The following is a 22587-nucleotide window of genomic DNA, read 5'->3' as shown; positions in this document are numbered from 1 at the left end:
CCACAAACAAAGTGCCTGGATTATAGGGGCTGCGTGCGTTCGAACCCAGCGCGCCGCTCATTTACAGCGTAAAGGCAGAGTTTGCTGGCGCAACCCCCCTCCTTTGCAAGATAATCTCGCGCCTTTCAATTGGCGTCATAGCTTTGACGTCGAGGTGGTAGCCGGTTTATATGCAGCGCACTGCCGTGCCTGCCCCGTTCTTTGCCCCTCTCAACACCGCCGTTTCAGGAGGCCAGGATGCACAATGACGGAAAGGTGGTGCCTATCAACAGGGCACAGGCCACGCCATCGCCGCTCGCGCGCCTGCCGGTGGTGTTGCTGCAGGTGCGTGACAAGGCCGCGCAACAATTGCAGCAGGGTTTGCAGGAACTGTTCGATAACGCCGACGACACCCTGTTCGAAATGGCTGACAAGGCCCGAAGCACCGTCGACCATCATATTTTTTTCGAAGCAATGCGCGACCTGCGCCTCAAGCGCAAGAACTTCGAACGCGTGTTCATGGAGCAGCTGTTTGTCGCCTTCGCCAATCTGGGCCAGGCCGGAAGCGGCGATCTGCACCTGGTGCCGGTGGTGTCCTACGAAGCGGTATCCGGTACCAGTGCCGACGACATGGAAAAAGCCGTAGCCCTTGAGGCGATGCTCAGTCGGGTGCGGCATCGTGATGGCTTGGCCCTGGGACAGTTAAGCGCGCGCATGAGCCAATTGCTGGGCCGGCGCCTGGATGACCAGGCGAACCCACTGGGCCCGGCACTGCTCTGTGAGTTTTTTCTGCAGGCAGGGCGCAGCCTGGGGGTGGAAATCCGCGTCAAACTGATCATGCTCAAGCTCTTTGAAAAATACGTGCTCAGTGACGCGGACCTGTTGTATGGCGAAGCCAATCAACTGCTGGTCGCCGTTGGTGTACTGCCTGAACTCAAGGCCGTGCCATCCCGTCGTCCCGGCGGGCGCGCCAGCCGGGAACACCAACGCGCCAGCCAGCCGATCGTCGACCCGCCGCTCGATAAAAGCGGCCAGCAAGCGTTCAGCGCATTGCAGAAGTTACTGCAAGCCGTGCGTGGCAGCGTGGCGCCGACCCTCGAAGCCAGTGCCGAGCCGCAACCCATTGCCACCCGTGATCTGCTACGCCTGCTGTCGCATTTGCAGCAGTACGTCCCCGAGCCCGAGGTTGAAGACGATTTCGACCTGCGTAACCAGCTTGAACAGCTGCTCACCCGAGTCAGCGTCAAGAGTGGCAAGTCGCGGGTCCTGGAAGAGGCTGACGAAGATGTAATCAATCTGTTCGCTATGCTGTTCGCCTTCATACTCGGTGATAGCAGCGTGCCGGACGCGTTCAAGGGCCTGATCGCCCGTTTGCAGATCCCCTTGCTGAAAGTCGCCGTGCTGGACAAGAGCCTGTTCAGTTGCACGCGCCATCCGGCGCGACGCTTGCTCAATGACATCGCGGGCGCCGTCATGGGCTGGAGCCCGCCCGAAGACGCCTCCCGCGATACTCTGTACCTGTGTGTCGAGCAGGTCGTGCAGCGTTTATTGAATGAGTTTGTTGAAGACCCGGCGATTTTCTCCCAGCTACTGACCCAATTCAGCGCGTTTACCGCTGATGAATCCAGGCGCAGCGAGTTGCTTGAGCGCCATACCCGAGAGGCCGAGCAGGAGCGCCTGCATACCGAGGCTGCCCGCCAACGTGTGGCGCAGGTGCTTGATCGAAGGCTGGCGGGCAAGGTTCTGCCGCAGTTTGTGGTGCAATTCCTCCAGCAAGCCTGGAGCCAGGTGTTGCTATTGGCCATGCTCAAGCATGGCGGACAGTCGCTGCAATGGCAGGCAGCGCTGCGCACCCTGGATGAGTTGATCTGGAGCGTCGGCCTGCGGGAAGACACCGAAGCGGGCCGGCATTTGCTTGAGCAACTACCCGCGTTGCTCAAGGCGTTGCGTGACGGTTTGGCCGCTGCGGCGTTCGACTCTTTCAGCACCCGTGAATTTTTCCGGCGGTTGCAGACCATGCATGTTCAGTGTTGCGGGGGCGACGGCGCCGAAGTGCTGGTCGAAGTCCGTGAGTCCTTCACGCTTGGCACCGGTGCGCCGTCCGTCGTTGCGCCGCTGCCCGATGATGACCCCGACCTGCTCAAGGCCAGGCAGTTGCAGATCGGCGCCTGGGTAGCGTTTCAGCACGATCAGGAAATCACCCTGCGCTGCAAGTTGACGGCAATCATGCCGCCTGCCAATACCTGTATTTTCGTCAGCCGCACCGGGCTCAAGGTTCTGGAAAAAACTACCGACCAGTTAGCCCATGCGTTCAAGCGTGGTGTGCTGCGCACGCTGGATGATGGCCCTTTGTTCGAGCGTGCATTGGCTGCGGTGATGGGCGACCTGCGTCAACTCAAACGCGGCAAGTGATCGCAACCGCAGGGTGGAACGCGGCATACTGGTAACACCTCGTCTCATTTCAGGAGCCTGTATGCAGTTGGACCCCGCCAGCGGTTGGTGCCAGGGCATCCGTCATTGCCCGTCGCCCAACTTCAACGAGCGCCCTGAAGGCGAAATCTCGCTGTTGGTGGTGCATAACATCAGCTTGCCTCCAGCGCAGTTTGCCACGGGCAAGGTGCAAGAGTTTTTTCAGAATCGTCTGGATGTGTCAGAGCACCCCTACTTTGCCGGTATCGACCACCTACGCGTGTCTGCGCATTTTCTGATTGAACGTGACGGCACTGTGACGCAATTTGTCTCGTGCCGGGACCGGGCCTGGCACGCCGGTATTTCCAGCTTCGAGGGGCGCGAGGTGTGCAATGATTTCTCGCTGGGGATCGAACTGGAAGGCACAGACGAACTGCCGTTCACCGATGCCCAGTACGCGGCGCTGACCGAGCTGACGCGCCAGTTGCTCAAGGCTTACCCAAAGATCACTCGCCAACGTATTTGTGGTCACAGCGATATCGCTCCGGGGCGCAAGACCGACCCGGGCCCCGCTTTTGATTGGGCGCGCTTTCTCGGCGCCCTGCAGGATGGAGGACACGAACAATGAGTTTCCTGGTGTTGGTGCTGGCGGTGTGGATCGAGAAGTTCTCGGCCTTGCGCCTGCGGTTGCAGCGCGACGGTGGATGGCTGCGTGAGCTGGCCAAGCTGGAGTCGAGCCCGCGCATGGGCAAGCGACCCTGGCTGATCCTGACGCTACTGGTGCTGCTGCCGGTAGCGTTGCTGGCGCTGTTGTTGTTGGTACTGGAGCCGGTGGCCTATGGCCTGTTGGCGTTACCGGTGCACATGCTGGTGGTGATCTATAGCCTGGGCCGTGGTGATTTATTGGCAGGGCTGGGGCCGTTCCGTGATGCCTGGCGACGTGGCGACCTGCAAGCTGCAGAGCATGTGGCCGAGCGCGACCTGAAGCTTGGCGCCGACACTGGCGAGCAATTGCTGGAGCGGGTCCAGGGCTATCTGTTGTGGCAGGCGTACCAGAGCTTTTTTGCGGTGATTTTCTGGTATTTCCTGCTGGGCCCGGTGGCGGCTTTGGCCTACCGGCTGTTGGCGCTGGCCAGCGAACATAGCCAGAACCCCTTGGTGGCCGAACGTGCCGCGCAGTTGCGTCACGCGTTTGACTGGTTGCCGGTACGCCTGTTGGCGGCGAGCTTTGCTTTGGTGGGCAACTTTGTCGGGGTCAGTCGGGTGATGCTCCACGAACTGCTGAGCTGGGACATCAGCGCGGCGCAGTTGATGGAAAAGGTCGGGCTGGCCGCGGCTGAAATCCCTCCTCCAGTGGTGGGGGCTGACGGCATCAATAGCCTGGATCGGTTGTGGGAGCTGCTGCTGCGTGCGGCGGTGTTGTGGTATGCCGGGTTTGCCATCTGGACTGTATTGCCCTGAATACTGTGGGAGGTGGGCTTGTCCCCGATGACCACCGGGATCTACACCTCTTGTGGGAGGGGGCTTGCTCCCGATGGCGGCCTCCGGGCCGACCAGGGTGCTGGATCAGACCGAGTACATATCCATTCCTGCGGTAACGGCCACGGTTGGTTCCGCTTTTACAGCGGGTCACTTTGGAAAAGAGCCCCAAAGTAACCAAAGGGCTCTTGCCCCACCACTCGGCACCTCGCTTAGGCTCGGTGTGCCCGTAATCCGCCAGTGATTTGGGGGGCCGCCGCCACGCGCCATCCATGGCGCGGGGCGGCTAAACCGGCATCCCTGCCGGTTTACCCCCCAAATCCCTGTCGAATTCCGGCCAGCGTGGTTTGACGGGGCGCTTAAGATCAAGATTGTATAGACCGGACACATGGTGGACACATGTGCGGGGACATGGTTGACACATTATGGGCCATAGTCAGGTTTGCTCAGGTCGATCGTTCTTAGAAAGTGATGGCAGAAGTAAACATCAAAGAGACCGTCTTTTTCAGGGTTAGGTCGTATTCCGATGTGATGACCATTCAGGCCCTTGGCGATGCTGAAATAGCGTTTCTGAAAACGAAATCGGCTGTGATACGCCTTGATCGACACATCATCCGGCCCGTACTCGAAGGGTGATAACTGCTGCGGGTAAGCCCAAGGGCTGGACCGATACCGGTCCATGGGCACCTTGTAGTCCAGTGCTTGATGAGGACGCTGCAGGTTATAAACCTCACGCCACTGATCAAATGCGGTTTGAGCCTCCTTGATCGTGGAAAATTGCCGTCCATTAAGCACCTCCGCCTTGAGTGATCGATGAAAGCGCTCGATCTTTCCGTTGGTTTGAGGGTGATAGGGGCGACTGAAACTGATCCGGATTCCCAAGCTAATCAACCAGATACTTAACTCTGTGATTTCACCGGGGTTGCGCGGCGATCCCCATGGAGGACCGTTATCAACATTGATACGAGCGGGCAATCCGAAGCGTTGGAATACCTCAATCATCTTCTCCTTCACTGTGCCCCCGCGTTCGTTATCACACGCCTGAATAGCTAAATTGAATCGCGAGTGATCATCCAACAAGGTCAGGGGATGGCATCGACCTTCTTGAGTTGCGAAATGCCCTTTGAAGTCCATCTGCCAAAGGTCGTTAGGCGCATCGTGTTCAAATCTCAGCTTTGCTTCCTGTTCCTTCTGAACGGGCTGAATCAGGTCGTGTCGGTGCAGCACGTTAGTTACTGTGCTGGGAGCAATTTGCTTTTTCAAGATGCTGCTGATTGTGCGTCCGCCCCAGGCCGGATGTTCCTGCCTGAGCGCTACGACCTCCGCCTCCAGGGCCGCATTGGTCAGTTTGGGACTGGTAGCTGGTTTTCGGGACTTTTCTTGCAGCCCCGACTGCCCTTGCATCTCGTATCGTTTGAGCCATTTATAGGCCGTTTGCGGGCTGATGCCGAAGCGTCGACACAGTTCTCTTTTATTACTGCCGGGCTGCCGTGCTAAGGCAACGAACTCTTCTTTCAGGCTCATGGTATCTCTCGTGTTCCAAGGCATGATGGCTTTCCGGCGAAGTTGGCTCGCCGAAAAGTGTCCACCATGTCCCCGCACACCCGTCAACCATGTGTCCGGTCCGTACAATCAAGATCAAAAGCAGATCAAGATCAAGAGCGGCTCGCTTCGCATCGTGGTTACGGGGGCAAGCCCTCCTACATGTGCTCTCCGGATCTGCCGTTAACCTTACGTTACAAAACTTCCCTTCGAATTGAGCTATACAGACAGAGCGCCAAATAGTGGCTATCTGCCGCCGCCCTGCGCCTCAATAACAATAAAAGAAGGGGAGATCACCTGTGATGAGCTTGCTCTATCCTGCCGTCGCGCTGATGAACCGCCTGAGCTTCGGCATGAAGTTCAGCCTGATCAGCGTGCTGTTCCTGCTGCCGATGCTGGCGACCAACTATTACCTGGTGCGTGACTCGTGGCGCGAATTCCAGGGCACCCGTGTCGAATTGCAAAGTCTCGACCTGCTTGGCAGCAGCCTGGCATTGCGTCGTGAGTTGGAAACGCTCAACAACCAGGTGCAGATCAACGTCATCCTCGGGCAGTCCGGCAAGGCGGCTGATCTTGAAGCGCAGATCACTGCCCTGGAGCAAAGTGTGCTGGAGCGGCTGCAGGGTTTGCACGCCATGGCGACGCAGCCCGAGCAAGTCGAGGTTTTTGAAAACAAGCGCGACGAGCTGATCGCCGCGTTCAAGGCGCAGCAACAGGAAACCTCGTTGCTCAACAAAGCGGCGTTGATCGGCAAGTTACTCAACCAGGCCCAGATGCTCAGCCAAATCATCGCCAGCCAAGCCGGCTTGAGCCGTGATGCGCAGAGTGACCTGCGCCAACTTAGCGATCTGGTTACTGCGGTCACCCCACAGGTCACCCAAATACTCGGTGAGGGCCGCGCGATGGGCGCGTATTCCCTGGGCCAGGGCTTTATCAATTCCTCCTCCAGTACGCGCTTTGACGAATTACTGCAGCAGGTGGAAAAGCTCCAGGGCGAATACGGCTTGAAGCTGCAGGACGCGCTGGGCGCCAGCAACGCCGCGCACGCAGCACTCGATAGCTTGGCGCAAGCCAGCCAGGCCAGCCTCAAGCAAGGCAGTGAGTTGTTCGAAGAACAGGTGGTAATGGCCGAGACCCTGGATACACCGTGGCAAGGTTTTTACGACGGCGTCAGCCAACTGATGGCCAAGACCTATCAACTCGATGACGCCACCTTAGCGTTCATCGGCCAGCAACTGGAGCAGCGTCTGGCGCAAAACCGCCTGCACATGGTGTTGCTGGTCGCGGCCCTGTTGGCGGTATTTGCGCTGATCTTCTACTTGTATGCAGGTTTCTTTGTCTCCACCCGCACTACCTTGCGCAGCCTGGGGGCGATGATGGACAAAGTCGCGGCCGGTGACATGACGGTCACTTTCGTCGCCCACAGCCGCGACGAGCTGGGAGACCTGGGCCAGGTATTCAATGGCACCGTGGCCAAGATCCACGACCTGATTGAGCGCGTCGGGCATACGGTCAGCCAGGTCGAGTTGCAGGCCAGCCAGGTGCAGACGATTTCGGCACAGAGTAACCAGGCGGTTTCCGGCCAGCGCAGCCAGATCGAGCAAGTGGCAACGGCGATGAACCAGATGTCTGCCACCGCACAGGAGGTGGCGCGCAGCGCGGCGGCGGCGGTCAACAGTGCACAGAGCGTCAATGATGAAACCGTCAGCGGGCGGGCGCTGGTGCAATCTCAACAAAGCGGCATCGCACGCCTGGCTTTGGAGATCGATGAGTCGGTGCGGGTGATCAATCAGTTGGCGGCCGATAGCCAGTCCATCAGCAGCGTATTGGAGGTGATCAAGAGCATCGCTGAGCAAACCAATTTGCTGGCGCTCAACGCGGCCATCGAAGCTGCGCGTGCCGGTGAGCAAGGACGCGGTTTTGCCGTAGTGGCCGATGAGGTGCGCACCCTGGCCCGGCGTACCCAGCATTCCACCGGAGAAATCGAACAAATGATCAGCCGCTTGCACAGCGGCGTCGGCGCAGCGGTAAAGGCGATGGGCAGTAGCCATGAAATGGCGAGTGGCACGGTAGGGCAGTCGGAAAAGGTCCAGCACGCCCTGGAAAATATCCTCGGTGCCGTAGGCATGATTGTTGACCAGAACCAGCAGATCGCCGCTGCCGTGGAGCAGCAAACGGCGGTCGCTCACGACATCGACCAGAATATTGTCCAAATCAACCGCGCCGGTGAACATGCAGCACAAGGCGCCCAACAGACCGAAGCGGCCAGCCGGCAGTTGTCGGCGCAGGTCATTGAGTTGAAGCAATTGATTGGCGCGTTTCGGGTGTAAGAACTTTCTGTGGGACGGGGTCATGAATCACGTGGCATTTGTCCTGATTTGCCGGGCTGTGTTTTATCGCAACGTGAATGGGTGAGAATTTGTTTCATCAGTCACGGTCACGAGGGGATACGACGATGGCCGCTGCAATCGGCATCAAAGGGCATTGTGCCCAGTGCAACATGACGTTTGAACTCAAGCCTTGGCAACTGAACGCCATCGCCATGGAAGTACCGTTTGACTGCGCGTACTGCCACTCGGGCCTGCAGTTGTGCTGCCACAAGCAGTTGCGTCAGTTTCGCGCCCTGGACCAATGGGCGCTGGTGCGGCCCGGCATGATCATGCTGACGTGCGCGACCTTGCTGATGGCGTTGTTCGCAGAGTGGTTGGGGCTGCTCAGCGTGATCGGGCAGTTGAACATTTCGCTGGTCGCGGTGTTGATTCATCTGCTGGTCGTGCGCTATGCCCGTTATCGGCAAAGGATGACCTTGAACTTGCAGGTCATCAGCCCGCTACCAATTGAACAGCTCGCACGCATTGCGTGTGCTCGTCTCACCCAGCAATAAAGGGCTGATGCCCATACGCTCAGCCAGGGCGGTGCAGATAGCCGGCAGGTGTTGCGGGCTATTGCGCTGGTTGGGATACATGGCCGGGGCCATGTCCGGCGAATCGGTTTCCAGTACCACGGCTTCAAGAGGCAATTGCGCCAGTACCTTGTGCATGCGCAGGGCCTGGGGCCAAGTGGCGGCGCCGCCCAGACCGAGTTTGAAACCCAGTTTGATGTACTCGCGGGCCTCTTCAATGCTGCCGGCGAACGCATGAATAATCCCGCCCCTCGGTAGACGGATGCGCTTGAGCGTGGCAATCACGACGGCGTGGCTGCGGCGTACATGCAGCAAGGCGGGGAGTTGGAAATCCGCCGCGAGTTTCAGCTGGGCTTCGAACAGGCTTTGCTGGCGCTCGCGATCCAGGTGCTCAAGGAAGTAATCCAGACCGATTTCGCCCACGGCGCAGAGTTGCCGATGGCTGTGCAAGCGCGTCAACCAGTCACCCAGCTCCAGCAGGTCGGCAGGGCGATGCTCATCGAGATACACCGGGTGCAAACCAAAGGCCGCGAACAAACCGTCGTCCTGCTGCACCAGATCCCACAGCTGCTGCCAGTTTTTCTGATACACCCCCAGTACCACCAGACGCCGTATCCCGAGTTCACGGCTATGGGCGAGGACTTGCGGGCGGTCGTGATCGAAGTCCGCAAAGTCCAGGTGGGTGTGGGTGTCGATCAGCTCCACGTTCAGGCCTCGTGAATGCGCTGCTTGAACGTGCGGCCAATTGCATGCACACCCGGTTGGTACTGCTCTTCTTCGATGGCCGCCAGGGCCAGGCGCAGGGCGGTCTCGGCGATCAGTTGATGTTGCTGGGCCATGGCGTTGACTGGCAGCGGCAGGAAGTCCAACAGTTGGGTGTCGCCAAAGGTGCCCAGGCGCAGCGGCCGCGACCGGAGCGGGAAGTCATGCAGCGCATCGAACACGCCTTGCAGCAGCACGTAGGAGGTAGTCACCAGCGCGTCAGGCAAATGCCCCAGGCGCTGCAGCAGTTGCTCCATCAGCTGTCGGCCACAGTCACGGCTGAAGGCTTCGCCCTGTTCGATGATCACTTCGCCGGTGAAGTCTTGCAGCGCTTCACGAAAACCCGCAGTACGTTCCTGGCTGATGCTCAGCTCGGGACGTGCGCCGATCAGCGCGATTTGCTTGGGCAGCGGTTGTAGCAGGCTGCTGGTGAGTTGCTGACAGGCCTGGTGATCATCGCTGACCACTGAGCAGAACTGGTCAGGCTCCATCACCCGGTCGATGGCAATCACCGGCAGCCCCTTGGCTTGCAAGTCGCGATAGCTGTCATCGCTGGCCGGCAGGCAGCTGGCGACGAACAACGCATCGCAACGCCGCGCACGGAACAGTTGCAGCAGTTGGCGTTCGCTGTCGGCTTCGTCATCGGAGCTGGCAATCAGCAACTGATAGCCCCGTGCCCGGGCGCCTTGCTCCAGCAGCTTGGCAATGCGTGCGTAGCTAGGGTTTTCCAGGTCTGGCAGGATGAACCCCAGGGTGCGCGTATGCCGGCTGCGCAGCCCTGCGGCTTGAGGGTTGGGGGTAAAACCATGGGCCTGGACCACGGCACGCACACGCTCAACGGTTGCGTTGCTGATGCGCTGCTGTTCGGCCTTGCCATTGATGACATAGCTGGCGGTGGTCACGGACACACCGGCCAGACGTGCAATATCACTGAGTTTCAAACCGGGATTTCCTTGTTTTTTAGAGCGTGCCCCGACATTTTGTCCAATCGTAACCGATTCCAGCCCACGACCAATGTTTCGCGACAGGTGCCGAGTGGTGCTTCAAGCTTGCGCAATTAACGCGTAATCTGCCATAAATTCTAGATTAAACGTTTCAGCAAGCGTATTTTTACGATGTTCGCCGCTGAGTGGCTACTGCCAATTGACCACTCAGTCAGTTATTTTTGAACGTCTCGCGCTGATTTATTCAAAACAATACCTAGTGCGCACATCGCACTAACTAGGAGAACGGCATGCTTGAGCTCACTGTAGAGCAGATATCCATGGGCCAGGTGGCTGTGGATAAATCTGCTGCCTTGCACCTGCTCGCTGACAAACTGGTGGCCGATGGCCTGGTTGCCGAGGGGTATCTGAGCGGCCTGCAAGCCCGTGAAGCCCAGGGTTCGACCTTTCTCGGCCAGGGCATCGCTATTCCCCACGGTACGCCAGAGACCCGCGACCAGGTGTTCACCACGGGTGTGCGCCTGCTGCAGTTCCCCGAAGGGGTGGACTGGGGTGATGGCCAGATCGTCTACCTGGCGATTGGCATCGCCGCCAAATCCGACGAACACCTGCGCTTGCTGCAACTGCTGACCCGTGCCCTCGGTGAAACCGATCTCGGCCAGGCGTTGCGCCGTGCCGGCAGTGCCGAAGCGTTGTTGAAGCTGTTGCAAGGTGCGCCCCAGGAACTGGCGCTGGATGCGCAGATGATCAGCCTGGGCGTGTCTGCCGATGATTTTGAAGAGTTGGTATGGCGCGGTGCGCGCCTGCTGCGCCAGGCCGACTGCGTGAGCAATGGTTTTGCTGCGGTGTTGCAACAGGTCGACGCGTTGCCCCTGGGCGATGGCCTGTGGTGGTTGCACAGCGAACAGACGGTCAAGCGCCCGGGCCTGGCGTTTGTCACGCCGGACAAACCCATGCGCTACCTCGGCCAGCCGCTGCACGGCCTGTTCTGCCTGGCGAGCCTGGGCGAAGCCCACCAAACCTTGCTTGAACGCTTGTGTGCCCTGTTGATTGAAGGGCGCGGCCAGGAATTGGGGCGTGCCACCAGCAGCCGTGCGGTGCTGGAAGTGCTGGGCGGCGAATTGCCGCCAGACTGGCCCAGCGCCCGCATCAGCCTGGCCAACGCCCACGGCCTGCACGCACGCCCGGCCAAGATCCTTGCGCAACTGGCGAAAAGTTTTGACGGCGATATCCGCGTGCGCATCGTTGATGGGCCGGTGGGCGCGGTATCGGTCAAAAGTTTGAGCAAGTTGCTCAGCCTCGGTGCGCGTCGTGGCCAGGTGCTGGAGTTTGTCGCCGAGCCGACGATTGCCGGCGATGCACTGCCTGCATTGTTGGCCGCGGTCGAAGAGGGCCTTGGCGAAGAGGTCGAACCATTGCCGACCCTGAGCGCCCAGCCTGCTCCGGTGGCTATCGAGCCGGCGCTCAGCGCGCCATCGAGCGGCAGTCAGATCCAGGCCATCGCCGCCGCGCCGGGCATCGCCATCGGTCCGGCGCATATCCAGATTCCACAGCTGTTCGATTACCCCCTGCGCGGTGAGTCTGCCGCCACTGAACGCCAGCGCCTGCACACCGCCCTGGGCGATGTGCGTAAAGATATCCAGGGCCTGATCGAGCGCAGCCAGGCCAAGGCCATCCGCGAGATTTTCATTACCCATCAGGAGATGCTCGACGACCCGGAGCTGACCGACGAAGTCGACACCCGCCTCAAGCAAGGCGAAAGCGCGGAAGCTGCGTGGATGAGCGTGATCGAAGCCGCCGCCAAGCAGCAGGAGGCCTTGCAGGATGCCTTGCTGGCCGAGCGTGCCGCTGACCTGCGTGACATCGGCCGTCGCGTGCTGGCGCAGTTGTGCGGCGTCGAAACCGCCCAGGAGCCCAGCGAGCCCTACATTCTGGTGATGGATGAAGTCGGCCCTTCGGACGTTGCGCGTCTGGACCCGACCCGCGTAGCCGGCATTCTGACTGCTCGCGGTGGTGCCACCGCTCACAGCGCCATCGTCGCGCGCGCCCTGGGGATTCCCGCCTTGGTCGGTGCTGGTGCTGCGGTGCTGCTGCTGAGCGCCGGTACGCCACTGCTGCTCGACGGCCAGCGCGGTCGCCTGCATGTCGACCCGGACGCCGCTACCCTGCAACGCGCCACCGTGGAGCGCGACACCCGCGAACAACGCTTGCAAGCTGCCTCGGCTCAACGCCACGAGCCGGCGCTGACCCGTGACGGTCACGCCGTGGAAGTGTTCGCCAATATCGGTGAAAGCGCCGGTGTGGCGAGTGCGGTGGAGCAGGGCGCCGAAGGCATTGGCCTGCTGCGCACTGAACTGATTTTCATGGCCCACCCTCAGGCGCCGGACGAGGCTACCCAGGAAGCCGAGTACCGCCGCGTCCTCGATGGGCTCGGCGGTCGCCCGCTGGTGGTGCGCACCCTCGATGTGGGCGGCGACAAGCCCTTGCCCTATTGGCCCATCGCCCAGGAAGAAAATCCCTTCCTTGGCGTGCGCGGCATTCGCCTGACCTTGCAACGCCCGCAGATCATGGAAGCGCAATTGCGGGCACTGCTGCGTTCGGCGGATAACCGGCCGCTGCGCATCATGTTCCCCATGGTCGGCAGCGTGGATGAGTGGCGTGCCGCCCGCGACATGACCGAGCGCTTGCGCCTGGAAATCCCGGTCGCCGATTTGCAACTGGGCATCATGATCGAAGTGCCGTCAGCCGCCTTGCTGGCGCCGGTACTGGCCAAGGAAGTCGACTTCTTCAGCGTCGGCACCAACGATCTGACCCAGTACACCTTGGCCATCGACCGCGGCCACCCGACCCTGTCGGCCCAGGCCGATGGCTTGCACCCAGCGGTCTTGCAACTGATCGACATCACCGTGCGCGCCGCCCATGCCCACGGCAAATGGGTCGGCGTATGCGGCGAGTTGGCGGCAGACCCGCTGGCGGTGCCGGTGCTGGTCGGCCTGGGTGTGGATGAGTTGAGCGTGTCGGCCCGCAGCATTCCTGAAGTGAAGGCGCGGGTGCGCGAATTCAGTCTGAGCGAGGCCCAGGGCCTGGCGCAACAAGCACTGGCGGTGGGTTCGCCCGCCGAGGTGCGTGCCCTAGTGGAGGCCGTGTAGATGGCGAAGATTCTGACCCTGACGCTGAACCCGGCGTTGGACCTGACGGTGCGCCTGGCGCGCCTGGAGCCTGGTGAGGTCAATCGCAGTGAAGCGATGCTCACCCACGCGGCGGGCAAGGGCGTGAATGTAGCGCAGGTGCTGGCGGACCTAGGCCATTACGTCAGCGTGGGCGGGTTCCTCGGCAGTGCCAACCCACAGGCTTTCAATGCGCTGATCAAGCGCCGCGGGTTTGGCGATGCCTTCATCCGTGTCCCCGGCGAAACCCGGAGCAACATCAAGATTGCCGAACAGGATGGGCGTGTCACCGACATCAATGCACCGGGGCCGCTGGTGGATGAGCAGGCGCAAAAAGCGCTGCTCAAGATGATCGCGATGATTGGCCCGGAGTTTGATGCGGTGGTGGTGGCCGGCAGCTTGCCGCGCGGCGTCAGCCCGCAGTGGTTTAAAGGTTTGCTGGACGCGTTGAAAGACCTCGGGTTGAAAGTCGCCCTGGACACCAGTGGTGAAGCGCTGCGCCTGGGGTTGGAGACGGGCCCGTGGTTGGTCAAACCCAATACTGAAGAGTTGGCCGAAGCCTTGGGTCACGCCACCGATGCCATCAGCCAATTGCATCAGCAAGGCGTCGAGCATGTGGTGGTCTCCGACGGCGCCGCAGGCGTGACCTGGTACCGCCCAGGCGCGGCGCTACACGCCACGCCGCCCAAGGTGACGGTGGCCAGTACCGTGGGCGCTGGCGACTCGCTGCTGGCCGGGATGCTTCACGGTTTGCTCAGCGGCGATACCCCCGAGCGCACCTTGCGCCGTGCTACGGCGATTGCCGCGATGGCCGTCACGCAGATCGGTTTTGGCATCAGCGATGACGCGCAGTTGGCGCGCCTGGAAAGCGGCGTCGATGTACGCGCGCTGACAGAACAATAAGAGGGTTTGTGATGAAGTTAGCCATTGTTACCGCCTGCCCCAACGGCATGGTCACCAGTGTGCTGTGCGCCCGCTTGTTGGACGCCGCCGCCCAGCGCATGGGCTTGCACACCAGTGTCGAGGTCGTTGATGTGCAGCGCCCGGAACGTCAGTTGTCCCAAGCCACGATCGATGATGCCGAGTGGGTACTGCTGGTCAGCAGTACGCCGGTGGATATGCAGCGTTTTGTCGGCAAACGCGTGTTCCAGACCACACCGGCCCAAGCGCTGGCGGATGTCGAAGGCGTATTGCGCCGGGGCGCTGAAGAGGCCCAGGTGTATGTCGCCAGTGACGCCCCGGTATCGGCGAAGAATGCGCCGCGTATCGTCGCGATTACTGCGTGCCCGACCGGGGTGGCCCACACCTTCATGGCCGCCGAAGCCTTGCAGCAGACCGCCAAGCGCTTGGGCTACGACTTGCAGGTCGAGACCCAAGGCTCGGTCGGCGCCCGCACACCGCTGAGCCCGCAAGCCATCGCCGAGGCCGACGTGGTGTTGCTGGCGGCGGATATTGAAGTCGCCACCGAGCGTTTTGCCGGCAAGAAAATTTACCGCTGTGGCACCGGCATCGCCCTCAAGCAATCCGAAGCCATCCTTAACAAAGCCCTGGCTGAAGGCGCGGTGGAAAACGCCGCCAGCGGCGCGCCGGCCAAGTCGGAGAAAACCGGGGTCTACAAGCACCTGCTCACTGGCGTGTCGTACATGTTGCCGATGGTGGTGGCGGGGGGCTTATTGATTGCCTTGTCATTTGTGTTCGGCATCCATGCTTTCGAGCAGCCAGGCACTTTGGCTGCGGCGCTGAAAAGCGTCGGTGACCAGGCATTCCTGCTGATGGTGCCGCTGCTGGCGGGCTACATCGCCTACTCGATCGCCGACCGTCCTGGCCTGGCGCCGGGCATGATCGGCGGCTTGCTGGCGGGGACGCTGGGGGCTGGGTTTATCGGCGGCATCCTGGCCGGTTTCGTCGCGGGTTACTGCGTCAAGCTGATCAGCCGTGCGGTGCAATTGCCCCAGAGCCTGGAGGCGCTCAAGCCGATTCTGATCATCCCGTTGCTGGCCAGCCTGTTCACCGGCCTGGTGATGATCTACCTGGTGGGCCCGCCGGTCGCACGTTTGCTGACGGGTCTCACCGATTTTCTCAGCACCATGGGCACTACCAACGCGGTGCTGTTGGGCATTTTGCTCGGCGGCATGATGTGCGTGGATTTGGGCGGGCCGATCAACAAGGCGGCGTATGCGTTTTCTGTCGGCCTGCTGGCGGCGTCGAGCGGCGCACCGATGGCCGCGACCATGGCTGCCGGCATGGTGCCGCCGATTGGCATGGGCATCGCTACGTTATTGGCTCGGCGCAAGTTCGCCCAGACTGAACGCGAAGCCGGCAAGGCCGCGATGATCCTGGGCCTGTGCTTTATCTCCGAAGGCGCGATCCCGTTCGCGGCCAAAGACCCGCTGCGCGTGATCCCGGCCAGCATCGCCGGTGGCGCGCTGACCGGTGCGCTGTCGATGTACTTCGGCTGCAAGTTGGCCGCGCCCCATGGCGGGTTGTTTGTGCTGGTGATTCCGAATGCGATGAACCACGCTTTGTTGTACTTGCTGGCGATTGTGGCGGGCAGTGTGTTGACGGGGTTGGTGTATGCGCTGCTCAAGCGACCGGAAGCCGTGGAGCTGACGGTCACTGCTGCCAGGGGCTGATGGGATTCAGAATGTGGGAGGGAGCAAGCCCCCTCCCACATTTGGATCTCCATTGTTTGTAAGGCCGGTGTCATCTTCGCTTCATCCCATCATGCTTAAGTGGCCCTTTTGATACTCAAGAGGGCACCTGCATGAGCCACTTCGATCTCGGCCGCCGCCGCGTGATGCAAGCCGTGGGCGCCGGCCTGTTGTTGCCGGGCCTGGCCCCTGCGGTGATCGCTTCGGTGAAGGACCGGCCGCAACTCACGGATGGCGTGCAATCGGGCGACCTGCTCGGCGACCGTGCGATGATCTGGAGCCGCAGCGACCGCCCCGCGAAGATGGTGGTGGAGTGGGATACGCGCAGTGTGTTCAGCAATCCCCGCCGCTTGGTTTCCCCCCTGGCCGACAGCCGCACCGACTTTACTGCCCGTGTCGAGCTCACCGGTTTGCCGGTCGATCAGTCGATCTTCTACCGTGTTCACTTCGAAGACGCCCAGACCGGCGTCGCCAGCGAGCCCTGGTTCGGTCACTTGCGCAGCGAGCCGCAACAGCGTCGCGACATCCGCTTTGTGTGGAGCGGCGACACCGTTGGCCAAGGCTTCGGCATCAACCCGGAGATTGGCGGTATGCGTATCTACGAAGCCATGCGCCTGCGCCTGCCAGACTTTTTTATCCACAGCGGCGACACCATCTACGCCGACGGCCCGGTGCCCGCGCAGTTGACCACCGAAGGCGGACGTATCTGGCGCAACATCACCACCGAGGCCAAGAGCAAAGTCGCGGAAACCCTCGATGAGTATCGCGGCAATTACCGCTACAACCTGCTGGATGAAAACGTGCGCCGCTTCAATGCCCAGGTGCCGCAGATCTGGCAGTGGGACGATCATGAGGTGATCAATAACTGGTCCTCCAGCAAGCAACTGGATGAGCGTTACCAGACCCGCGACATCAATACCCTGGTCGGCCGTGCGCGGCAGGCCTGGCTGGAATATTCACCGATGCGCCGCCAGAGTGCCGACGGCGGCGGGCGTATTTATCGCAAGCTCAGTTACGGGCCGCTGCTGGACGTGTTTGTGCTGGATATGCGCAGCTATCGTGGGCCGAATGATGACAACCTGGGCGGCGAAAAACCCTTCCTCGGTCGCCAGCAACTGGACTGGCTCAAGCGCGAACTCAAGGCGTCGCAGGCGCAATGGAAGGTGATCGCCGCCGACATGCCGATCGGCCTGGGCGTGCCCGACGGTGAAGTCAGCCCCGGCGTGGCGCGTTGGGAAGCCATCGCCAATGGCGACCCCGGCCCGGCGCAAGGGCGTGAGCTGGAGATTGCCGAACTGCTTGGCTTTCTGCGTGCGCAGAAGGTGCGCAACCATGTGTGGTTGACGGCCGATGTGCACTACTGCGCGGCGCACCACTACCACCCGGACCGGGCGGCGTTCCAGGATTTCGAGCCGTTTTGGGAGTTTGTGGCAGGGCCGCTGAATGCCGGCAGCTTCGGGCCGAATCCGTTGGATAAAACCTTTGGCCCGCAAGTCGTGTTCGAGAAAGCGCCGCCTGCGCAAAACACCTCGCCGTTTGCTGGCTTTCAGTTTTTTGGTGAAGTGCAGATTGATGGGCAGACAGGGGAGTTGACCGTCATTTTGCGCGATCTCGATGGCGTTTCGGTGTTTGAGCAAAAACTGCAACCTGCCTGATTGGAATGCAGTTAAAACTGTGGGAGGGAGCAAGCCCCCTCCCACAATTGATCTTCATTGCCTGACGGGTCAGTAGACATCCCGGCGATAGCGGCCCTGTTCAATCAAGCGCTCCACCGCCTCACTGCCCAGGATATCCACCAGCGCCTGATCAACCCCGGTCGCCATCCCTTGCAAACTGCCGCACACATAAATCGCCGCGCCGTCCGCCAGCCATTTGCGCAACACATCTGCCGATTCGCGCAGGCGATCCTGTACGTAGATCTTCTCTTCCTGGTCCCGCGAAAACGCCAGGTCCAGCAGCGCCAGGTCGCCACTGGCGAGCCAGCCTTGCAGTTCGTCCTGGCACAGGTAATCGTGGGCGATATTGCGCTCGCCAAACAGCAACCAGTTACGCTGCTGGCCATCGGCAATACGCGCCTTGAGCAGGCTGCGCAGGCCCGCAAGGCCGGTGCCGTTGCCCAGCAGGATCAACGGCACGGGAGCGTCCGGCAGGTGGAAGGCACTGTTGCGGCGCAGGCGCAGGCTGATACCCGAACCGATGTCGGCGTGTTCGGTCAGCCAGCCGGAGCCCAGGCCCAGACTGCCGTCGGGGTGGCGTTCCTGGCGCACGATCAGTTCCAGCACGCCGTCGCTGGCAATCGAGGCGATGGAATATTCGCGCATACCCAGTGGCACCAGCGCGTCCACCAGGGCTTGGGCATGCAGGCCGACCAGGTGTGCACGGTTGTCCGGCAGTTGACGGTTGGCCAGGGCTTGATCGAGCGTTTGTGCCAAGCCGTCGATCAACACGCCGTCACTGCCGGCCAGGCCGAGGCCGTCGAGGAAATGCTCCACGGCCCACGGGCAATTGCGCGGCAAAATTTCCACCAGGTCACCAGCCAGCCAACGCTTGGGCGTGGGCGGTGTGAGGCCGAGCAGGTAGACATCGGCCCCAACGCTGCCGGGGTTGAGCAGGCGGCGTTGGCTCAACGTCCAGTTTTCGTACGGGTCTGCCTGCCAGGCCGCCGCGGATGCGTGACCGGTGAGCTGGCCCAGTTGCTGTTGCCAGGTGTGCAAGGCCACTGCGTCGCCGCTGTCGACTTCCACCGGGGCAAACAGCGGGTTGCCGCCCTGGTTGGTCAGCCAGAAATGCAGGCGCCGGGCGAAGCCACAGAAGTGCTCGTACTGCCGATCACCCAGGGCCAGTACCGAGTAGTTCAAGCCTTTGAGGGGCAGGTCCTGGCCGAGCACGCTGCGCTCGAAACCACGGGCGCTGTCGGGGGCTTCGCCATCGCCGAAGGTGCTGACCACAAACAGCGCATGTTGCGATTGGCTGAGGTCGTCGCGGCTGACGCTGCCCAGGGGCTGCACCTTGACCGCAACGCCGGCGGCCTGCAATTGCCCGGCAGTCTGCCAGGCCAACTGTTCGGCAAAGCCGCTTTGGCTGGCAAACCCGATCAGCCAGGCCGGCGCACCGCTGTGAGGGGCACTCAAACCTTGGCGGGCTTCGCGTACCTGGCGTTTCTTGCGACGACGGTCGAGGTACAACAGCCAGCCAGTGATGAAAAACAGGGGCATGAGCAGCGAGCTGACGGTGAGCACGATGCGCCCGATCAGGCCGAAATAACTGCCAGTGTGCAACGCATAGACGCTGGTCAGCAGTTGAGCCTTGAGGCTCTTGCTGGCATAGCGGTCATGGGATTTGACCTCACCGGTGGCCGGGTCCAGGTTGATCTGGTTCAGCGCACGGTCATGGGGTGAATCCTTGAGCAGGTAGTACACGGTGGCCGGTTGCCCGGCGACGGCCGGCATACGGATATTGTAGGCACTCAGGTCGGGGCCGGCGTTGCTGTAGATGCTGCTCCAGATCGCCTCGTAGTTGGCCACCGGGGCAGGGCCTGTGGGCGGCGGGCCGCGCTTGCGCATCCGCTCGTTCTGCGGCGCATCGGAGAGCAGTTTGGTCACGCCCTGGTTGTACCAGTCATAAGACCAGTACAACCCAGTCAATGCCGCCAGCAGATAAAACAGCAGGCACCAGGTGCCGAACACCGAGTGCAGGTCCCAGTTGAAGCTGCGGCCCTTTTTGCGCCAGTCCAGGGTCAGCCACACGCGCCAGCTTTTTACCTGGCGCGGCCAGCGCAGGTACAAACCTGAGAGGCAGAAAAACACCAGGATCAGGGTGCAGGCGCCCGTGATATTGCGCCCGGTGTCGCCGATGGCGAGGAAGCGGTGCAGTTGCAGGATAAAGCCGAATACGTCCTGGCCGACGGCGTCGCCCAGGTAGTCGCCGGTGTACGGGTCGAAGTAGCGCATCTGGCCACGACGCTCCCCCGGTGGCGGGGTGAAGGACACCCGGCCGGCATTGCCGCTGTCGCTTTCTACCCACAGCATCGCGACGCTCTTGCCTTCGGTGGCCTCCAGCTTGCGCACCAGCTCGGCAGGCGGCAGTACGCCGGCTTCGCGTTTCTGTACGTTCAATACTGTGGGGTTGAGGGCCCGCAGGATTTCATCCTGGAACGAGTACGCAGCCCCGGTGATCCCCATCAAGGCCAGCACCAGGCCGGCAGTGATGCCGAAAAACCAGTGCAACTGGAATAGGGTTTTCTTCAACACGTCAGAGCGCCTCGCTGATCTGGATATCGATGTCACGGCGCGCATTATGCCGTGGGTTATCGAGAAAAATTCTGTTTTACACACAAAAGCCCCACGCATCCGATGCGTGGGGCCTTGGGTCGAGCATTAATTGCGTTTAGAAGTGGAAGCTGGTGGTCAACAGGGCGGTACGACCGGCCGCCTGGTTGGCGAAGTGCGTGGAGAATGCCTTGTCGTAGTAGGTCTTGTCGGTCAGGTTCTGCACGTTCAATTGCAGGTCGACGTTCTTGGTCAGCTTGTAGCTGGCCATGGCGTCGTAGCGAGTGTAGGAGGGTACATACACGGTGTTGCCGACATCGCCGTAAACCTGATCGACATAGAAAGCACCGCCGCCGATGGTCAGCTTGGGCGTGATGTCGTAGGTGGTCCACAGGCTGAAGGAGTTCTTCGGCGTGTTGGGCATCTGGTTGCCTTTGTTGGAGCCGGCACTCACTACACCGTTACGCCCGTTCAGGCCGGATTTGACCAGCTCGCTGTCCAGGTAGCTGTAGCCCGCAAACAACTGCCATTGATCTGTGATCTTGCCGCTGGCGGACAACTCGATGCCGTCGACCTGAGATTCACCGGCGTTCTGGTAGGTGAGAGCGTCCACCAGGATGCGGGTGTTTTTCTTCTCGGTGCGGAAGATAGCTGCGGTCAGGGACAGGCGATCGTGGAACAGGTCCCACTTGGTGCCCAGTTCATAGTTGACGGTTTCTTCGGGCTGCAAGTCGCTGGTGGCGGCACCGGCTGACAGTGGGTTGCCGTCGGAGCCTTCGCCGATCAGGCCACCGGCAGGCGTGGCCGAGGTCGCGTAGGACGCGTAGATGCTGCCGTTCTCCAGCGGCTTCCACACCAGGCCGGCCTGCCAGTTGAAGAACTGGCTGTCGTCCTTGATCTTGGAGCGTCCGGCCACGGCGTTGCTGTTGGCCTCGGTATCGAAGGTGTCGTAACGCAAACCCACGTTCAGCAGCCATTTCGGATCGAGCTCGATGGTGTCGAACACATAGGCGGCGCGGCTGGTGGCCTTGGTGTTGGTGCCCATGTAGTTGCGCGCAACGCTGCCATTCCAGGCATCGTCCGGGTTCGGGTTGCCGAGCGAGGTGCACTGGCCGCCCAGGCTGCCCTTGGCCGGGTTGCACACCGGGTTGGCGTTGGGGCTGACGGTATAGCCGCTGACACGGGTTTCTTCACCGGTGAATTCCAGGCCGGTGGAGTAGCTGTGCTTGAAACCCAACGCCTGGAAGCTGCCGAACAGGTCGGTCTGGTTGGTGGTTGTGGTCGTGGTGGAAACACGGCTATTGGCACGACGCCATACGGTGCCGAACTTGTTGACGTTGAGTTTGCTGTCGTCCGGTTGTGTCAGCACATAGTCCTGGCCGGTGCTGCCATGGCGCAGGGTATTTTTCAGCGTCATGTTGTCGTTCAGGTCGTGCTCGATGGAGATCGTGCTGATGTCGGCGCGGGTCTTGCGGAAGTCGCGGCTTTTCAAACCGTAGAAATTGTTGCTGTCGCCGCCGTCGTTGGGTTTGTCGTGCGCGTGGGCGGTGGCGGTCGAGGAACCATAGCCATACGGAATCCCCGAATCCGGCAGGTCGTCGCTTTCCATATGGTAATAGCTGAGGTTGACGCGGGTCGGCGTGCCCAGGCCAAACGTCAGCGACGGGGCTACACCCCAGCGGTCGTAATTCACCGCATCGCGGCCAGCCACGTTTTGTTCGTGGCTCATCAGGTTCAGGCGGAAGGCGGCGCTGTCGTCGAGGAACTGGCGGTTCACGTCGAGCACGTAGCGGCGGGTCTGGTCGGAGCCGTAGGTGAAGCCGCCGTTGGTGAAGTCCCGTGCTTGTGGGGTTTTGCTCACCAGGTTGAGGCTACCACCGGCCGAACCACGGCCGCCGAACGAGGAGTTCGGGCCCTTGCTGACTTCGATGGACTCGATATCGAAGATCTCGCGGCTCTGGCCGCCGGTGTCGCGCACGCCGTCCAGGTAAGTGTCGCCCTGGGCATCAAAACCACGAATGAACGGGCGATCGCCTTGGGGGTTGCCGCCTTCACCGGCGCCGAAGGTAATGCCCGGTACGGTGCGCAAGGCGTCCTGCAACGACGTGGCGGCAGTGTCCTTGAGTACTTGTTGCGGCACCACGGTGACCGAACGCGGTGTGTCCACCAGCGGCGCGGTGTATTTCTGCGACGAGGCTTTTTCCACCTGATAGGAGGTGTTGTCCTGGTCCTGGCCGGTAATGTTGGTGGCGCCGAGGGAGATAGGGTTGCGCTCGCCTTTTTGCTCGGTGTTTTCTGCTGCCTGCGCCAGGTGGGCGGCAGAGCTGGCGCTGAGGGCAACGCCGATGGCCGAGGCCAGCATACGTGGTGAACTGGCGGTTGTTATTAGCGTAGTGCGCGACATGACGTGTCCCTTCCCCAAGGATGTGAGGCCGCGGAATATAGGGCCAACAAGAGTTTGTATCAATTGCGAGATATTGCTAT

General features: G+C 61.3%; 14 protein-coding genes. 9 read left to right on the top strand and 5 right to left on the bottom strand.

Features of this window, described 5'->3' with window-relative positions; all coding sequences use genetic code 11:
* Positions 1 to 237: 237 nt before the first annotated feature.
* The 3 genes from QMK52_RS03115 to ampE all read left to right on the top strand — a co-directional run bounded on the left by QMK52_RS03115 (position 238) and on the right by ampE (position 3849).
* Complete coding sequence (locus tag QMK52_RS03115; protein ID WP_005784691.1) at positions 238 to 2391, top strand: DUF1631 domain-containing protein; 2154 nt, start codon at positions 238 to 240, stop codon at positions 2389 to 2391.
* A 61-nt stretch (positions 2392 to 2452) separates the two neighbouring features.
* Positions 2453 to 3016 carry a 1,6-anhydro-N-acetylmuramyl-L-alanine amidase AmpD gene (gene ampD, locus QMK52_RS03110; RefSeq protein ID WP_005784693.1) on the top strand — a complete coding sequence of 188 codons (564 nt, stop codon included), beginning with the start codon at positions 2453 to 2455 and terminating at the stop codon, positions 3014 to 3016.
* Positions 3013 to 3849 carry a regulatory signaling modulator protein AmpE gene (gene ampE, locus QMK52_RS03105; RefSeq protein WP_005784695.1) on the top strand — a complete coding sequence of 279 codons (837 nt, stop codon included), beginning with the start codon at positions 3013 to 3015 and terminating at the stop codon, positions 3847 to 3849. The genes ampD and ampE overlap by 4 nt, the downstream gene beginning before the upstream one ends.
* 441 nt (positions 3850 to 4290) lie before the next feature.
* On the opposite strand, the gene QMK52_RS03100 is transcribed toward ampE, so the two are convergent.
* Entirely contained in the window at positions 4291 to 5415 is a 1125-nt protein-coding gene (locus QMK52_RS03100) for an IS481 family transposase (RefSeq protein ID WP_216091764.1), read from the bottom strand.
* Between the two features lie 293 nt (positions 5416 to 5708).
* On the opposite strand from QMK52_RS03100, the gene QMK52_RS03095 reads away from it, so the two are divergent.
* Together QMK52_RS03095 and QMK52_RS03090 are read left to right on the top strand one after the other, a co-directional pair.
* Positions 5709 to 7739, top strand: a complete 2031-nt coding sequence (locus QMK52_RS03095) for a HAMP domain-containing methyl-accepting chemotaxis protein (RefSeq protein ID WP_320403801.1) — start codon at positions 5709 to 5711, stop codon at positions 7737 to 7739.
* A 125-nt stretch (positions 7740 to 7864) separates the two neighbouring features.
* Positions 7865 to 8293: a hypothetical protein gene (locus QMK52_RS03090; RefSeq protein WP_032803252.1), complete on the top strand. Its 429-nt coding sequence runs from the start codon at positions 7865 to 7867 to the stop codon at positions 8291 to 8293.
* Here the strand turns inward: QMK52_RS03090 and QMK52_RS03085 are convergent.
* Together QMK52_RS03085 and cra are read right to left on the bottom strand one after the other, a co-directional pair.
* Complete coding sequence (locus QMK52_RS03085; RefSeq protein ID WP_320403800.1) at positions 8240 to 9016, bottom strand: TatD family hydrolase; 777 nt, start codon at positions 9014 to 9016, stop codon at positions 8240 to 8242. The genes QMK52_RS03090 and QMK52_RS03085 overlap by 54 nt on opposite strands.
* A gap of 2 nt (positions 9017 to 9018) precedes the next feature.
* The gene (cra, locus tag QMK52_RS03080) at positions 9019 to 10014 is read right to left on the bottom strand and encodes a catabolite repressor/activator (protein ID WP_005784701.1); all 996 of its coding nucleotides are present in this window, start codon (positions 10012 to 10014) and stop codon (positions 9019 to 9021) included.
* A 293-nt stretch (positions 10015 to 10307) separates the two neighbouring features.
* Here cra and ptsP point away from each other — a divergent pair, with 293 nt between their 5' ends.
* From ptsP to QMK52_RS03060, 4 genes are all read left to right on the top strand, one after another.
* Positions 10308 to 13166: a phosphoenolpyruvate--protein phosphotransferase gene (gene ptsP / locus QMK52_RS03075; RefSeq protein ID WP_320403799.1), complete on the top strand. Its 2859-nt coding sequence runs from the start codon at positions 10308 to 10310 to the stop codon at positions 13164 to 13166.
* A complete protein-coding gene (pfkB, locus tag QMK52_RS03070; protein WP_320403798.1) occupies positions 13167 to 14087 on the top strand; it encodes a 1-phosphofructokinase in 921 nt (306 codons plus the stop codon).
* A gap of 11 nt (positions 14088 to 14098) precedes the next feature.
* Complete coding sequence (locus QMK52_RS03065; RefSeq protein WP_148853452.1) at positions 14099 to 15817, top strand: PTS fructose-like transporter subunit IIB; 1719 nt, start codon at positions 14099 to 14101, stop codon at positions 15815 to 15817.
* A 131-nt stretch (positions 15818 to 15948) separates the two neighbouring features.
* A complete protein-coding gene (locus QMK52_RS03060) occupies positions 15949 to 17490 on the top strand; it encodes an alkaline phosphatase D family protein (protein WP_005784708.1) in 1542 nt (513 codons plus the stop codon).
* 69 nt (positions 17491 to 17559) lie between these two features.
* On the opposite strand, the gene QMK52_RS03055 is transcribed toward QMK52_RS03060, so the two are convergent.
* Together QMK52_RS03055 and QMK52_RS03050 are read right to left on the bottom strand one after the other, a co-directional pair.
* On the bottom strand, positions 17560 to 20085 hold the full coding sequence (locus tag QMK52_RS03055; protein ID WP_005784710.1) for a PepSY domain-containing protein: 2526 nt from the start codon (positions 20083 to 20085) through the stop codon (positions 17560 to 17562).
* Positions 20086 to 20221: 136 nt separating this feature from the next.
* Complete coding sequence (locus tag QMK52_RS03050; protein WP_005784711.1) at positions 20222 to 22507, bottom strand: TonB-dependent receptor; 2286 nt, start codon at positions 22505 to 22507, stop codon at positions 20222 to 20224.
* Positions 22508 to 22587: the final 80 nt, after the last annotated feature.

Origin of the sequence: Pseudomonas sp. P9_2 (genome assembly GCF_034008255.1) — a bacterium.
Taxonomy (GTDB): Bacteria; Pseudomonadota; Gammaproteobacteria; order Pseudomonadales; family Pseudomonadaceae; genus Aquipseudomonas; species Aquipseudomonas synxantha_A.
This window is presented reverse-complemented; position numbering and strand designations above follow the sequence as displayed.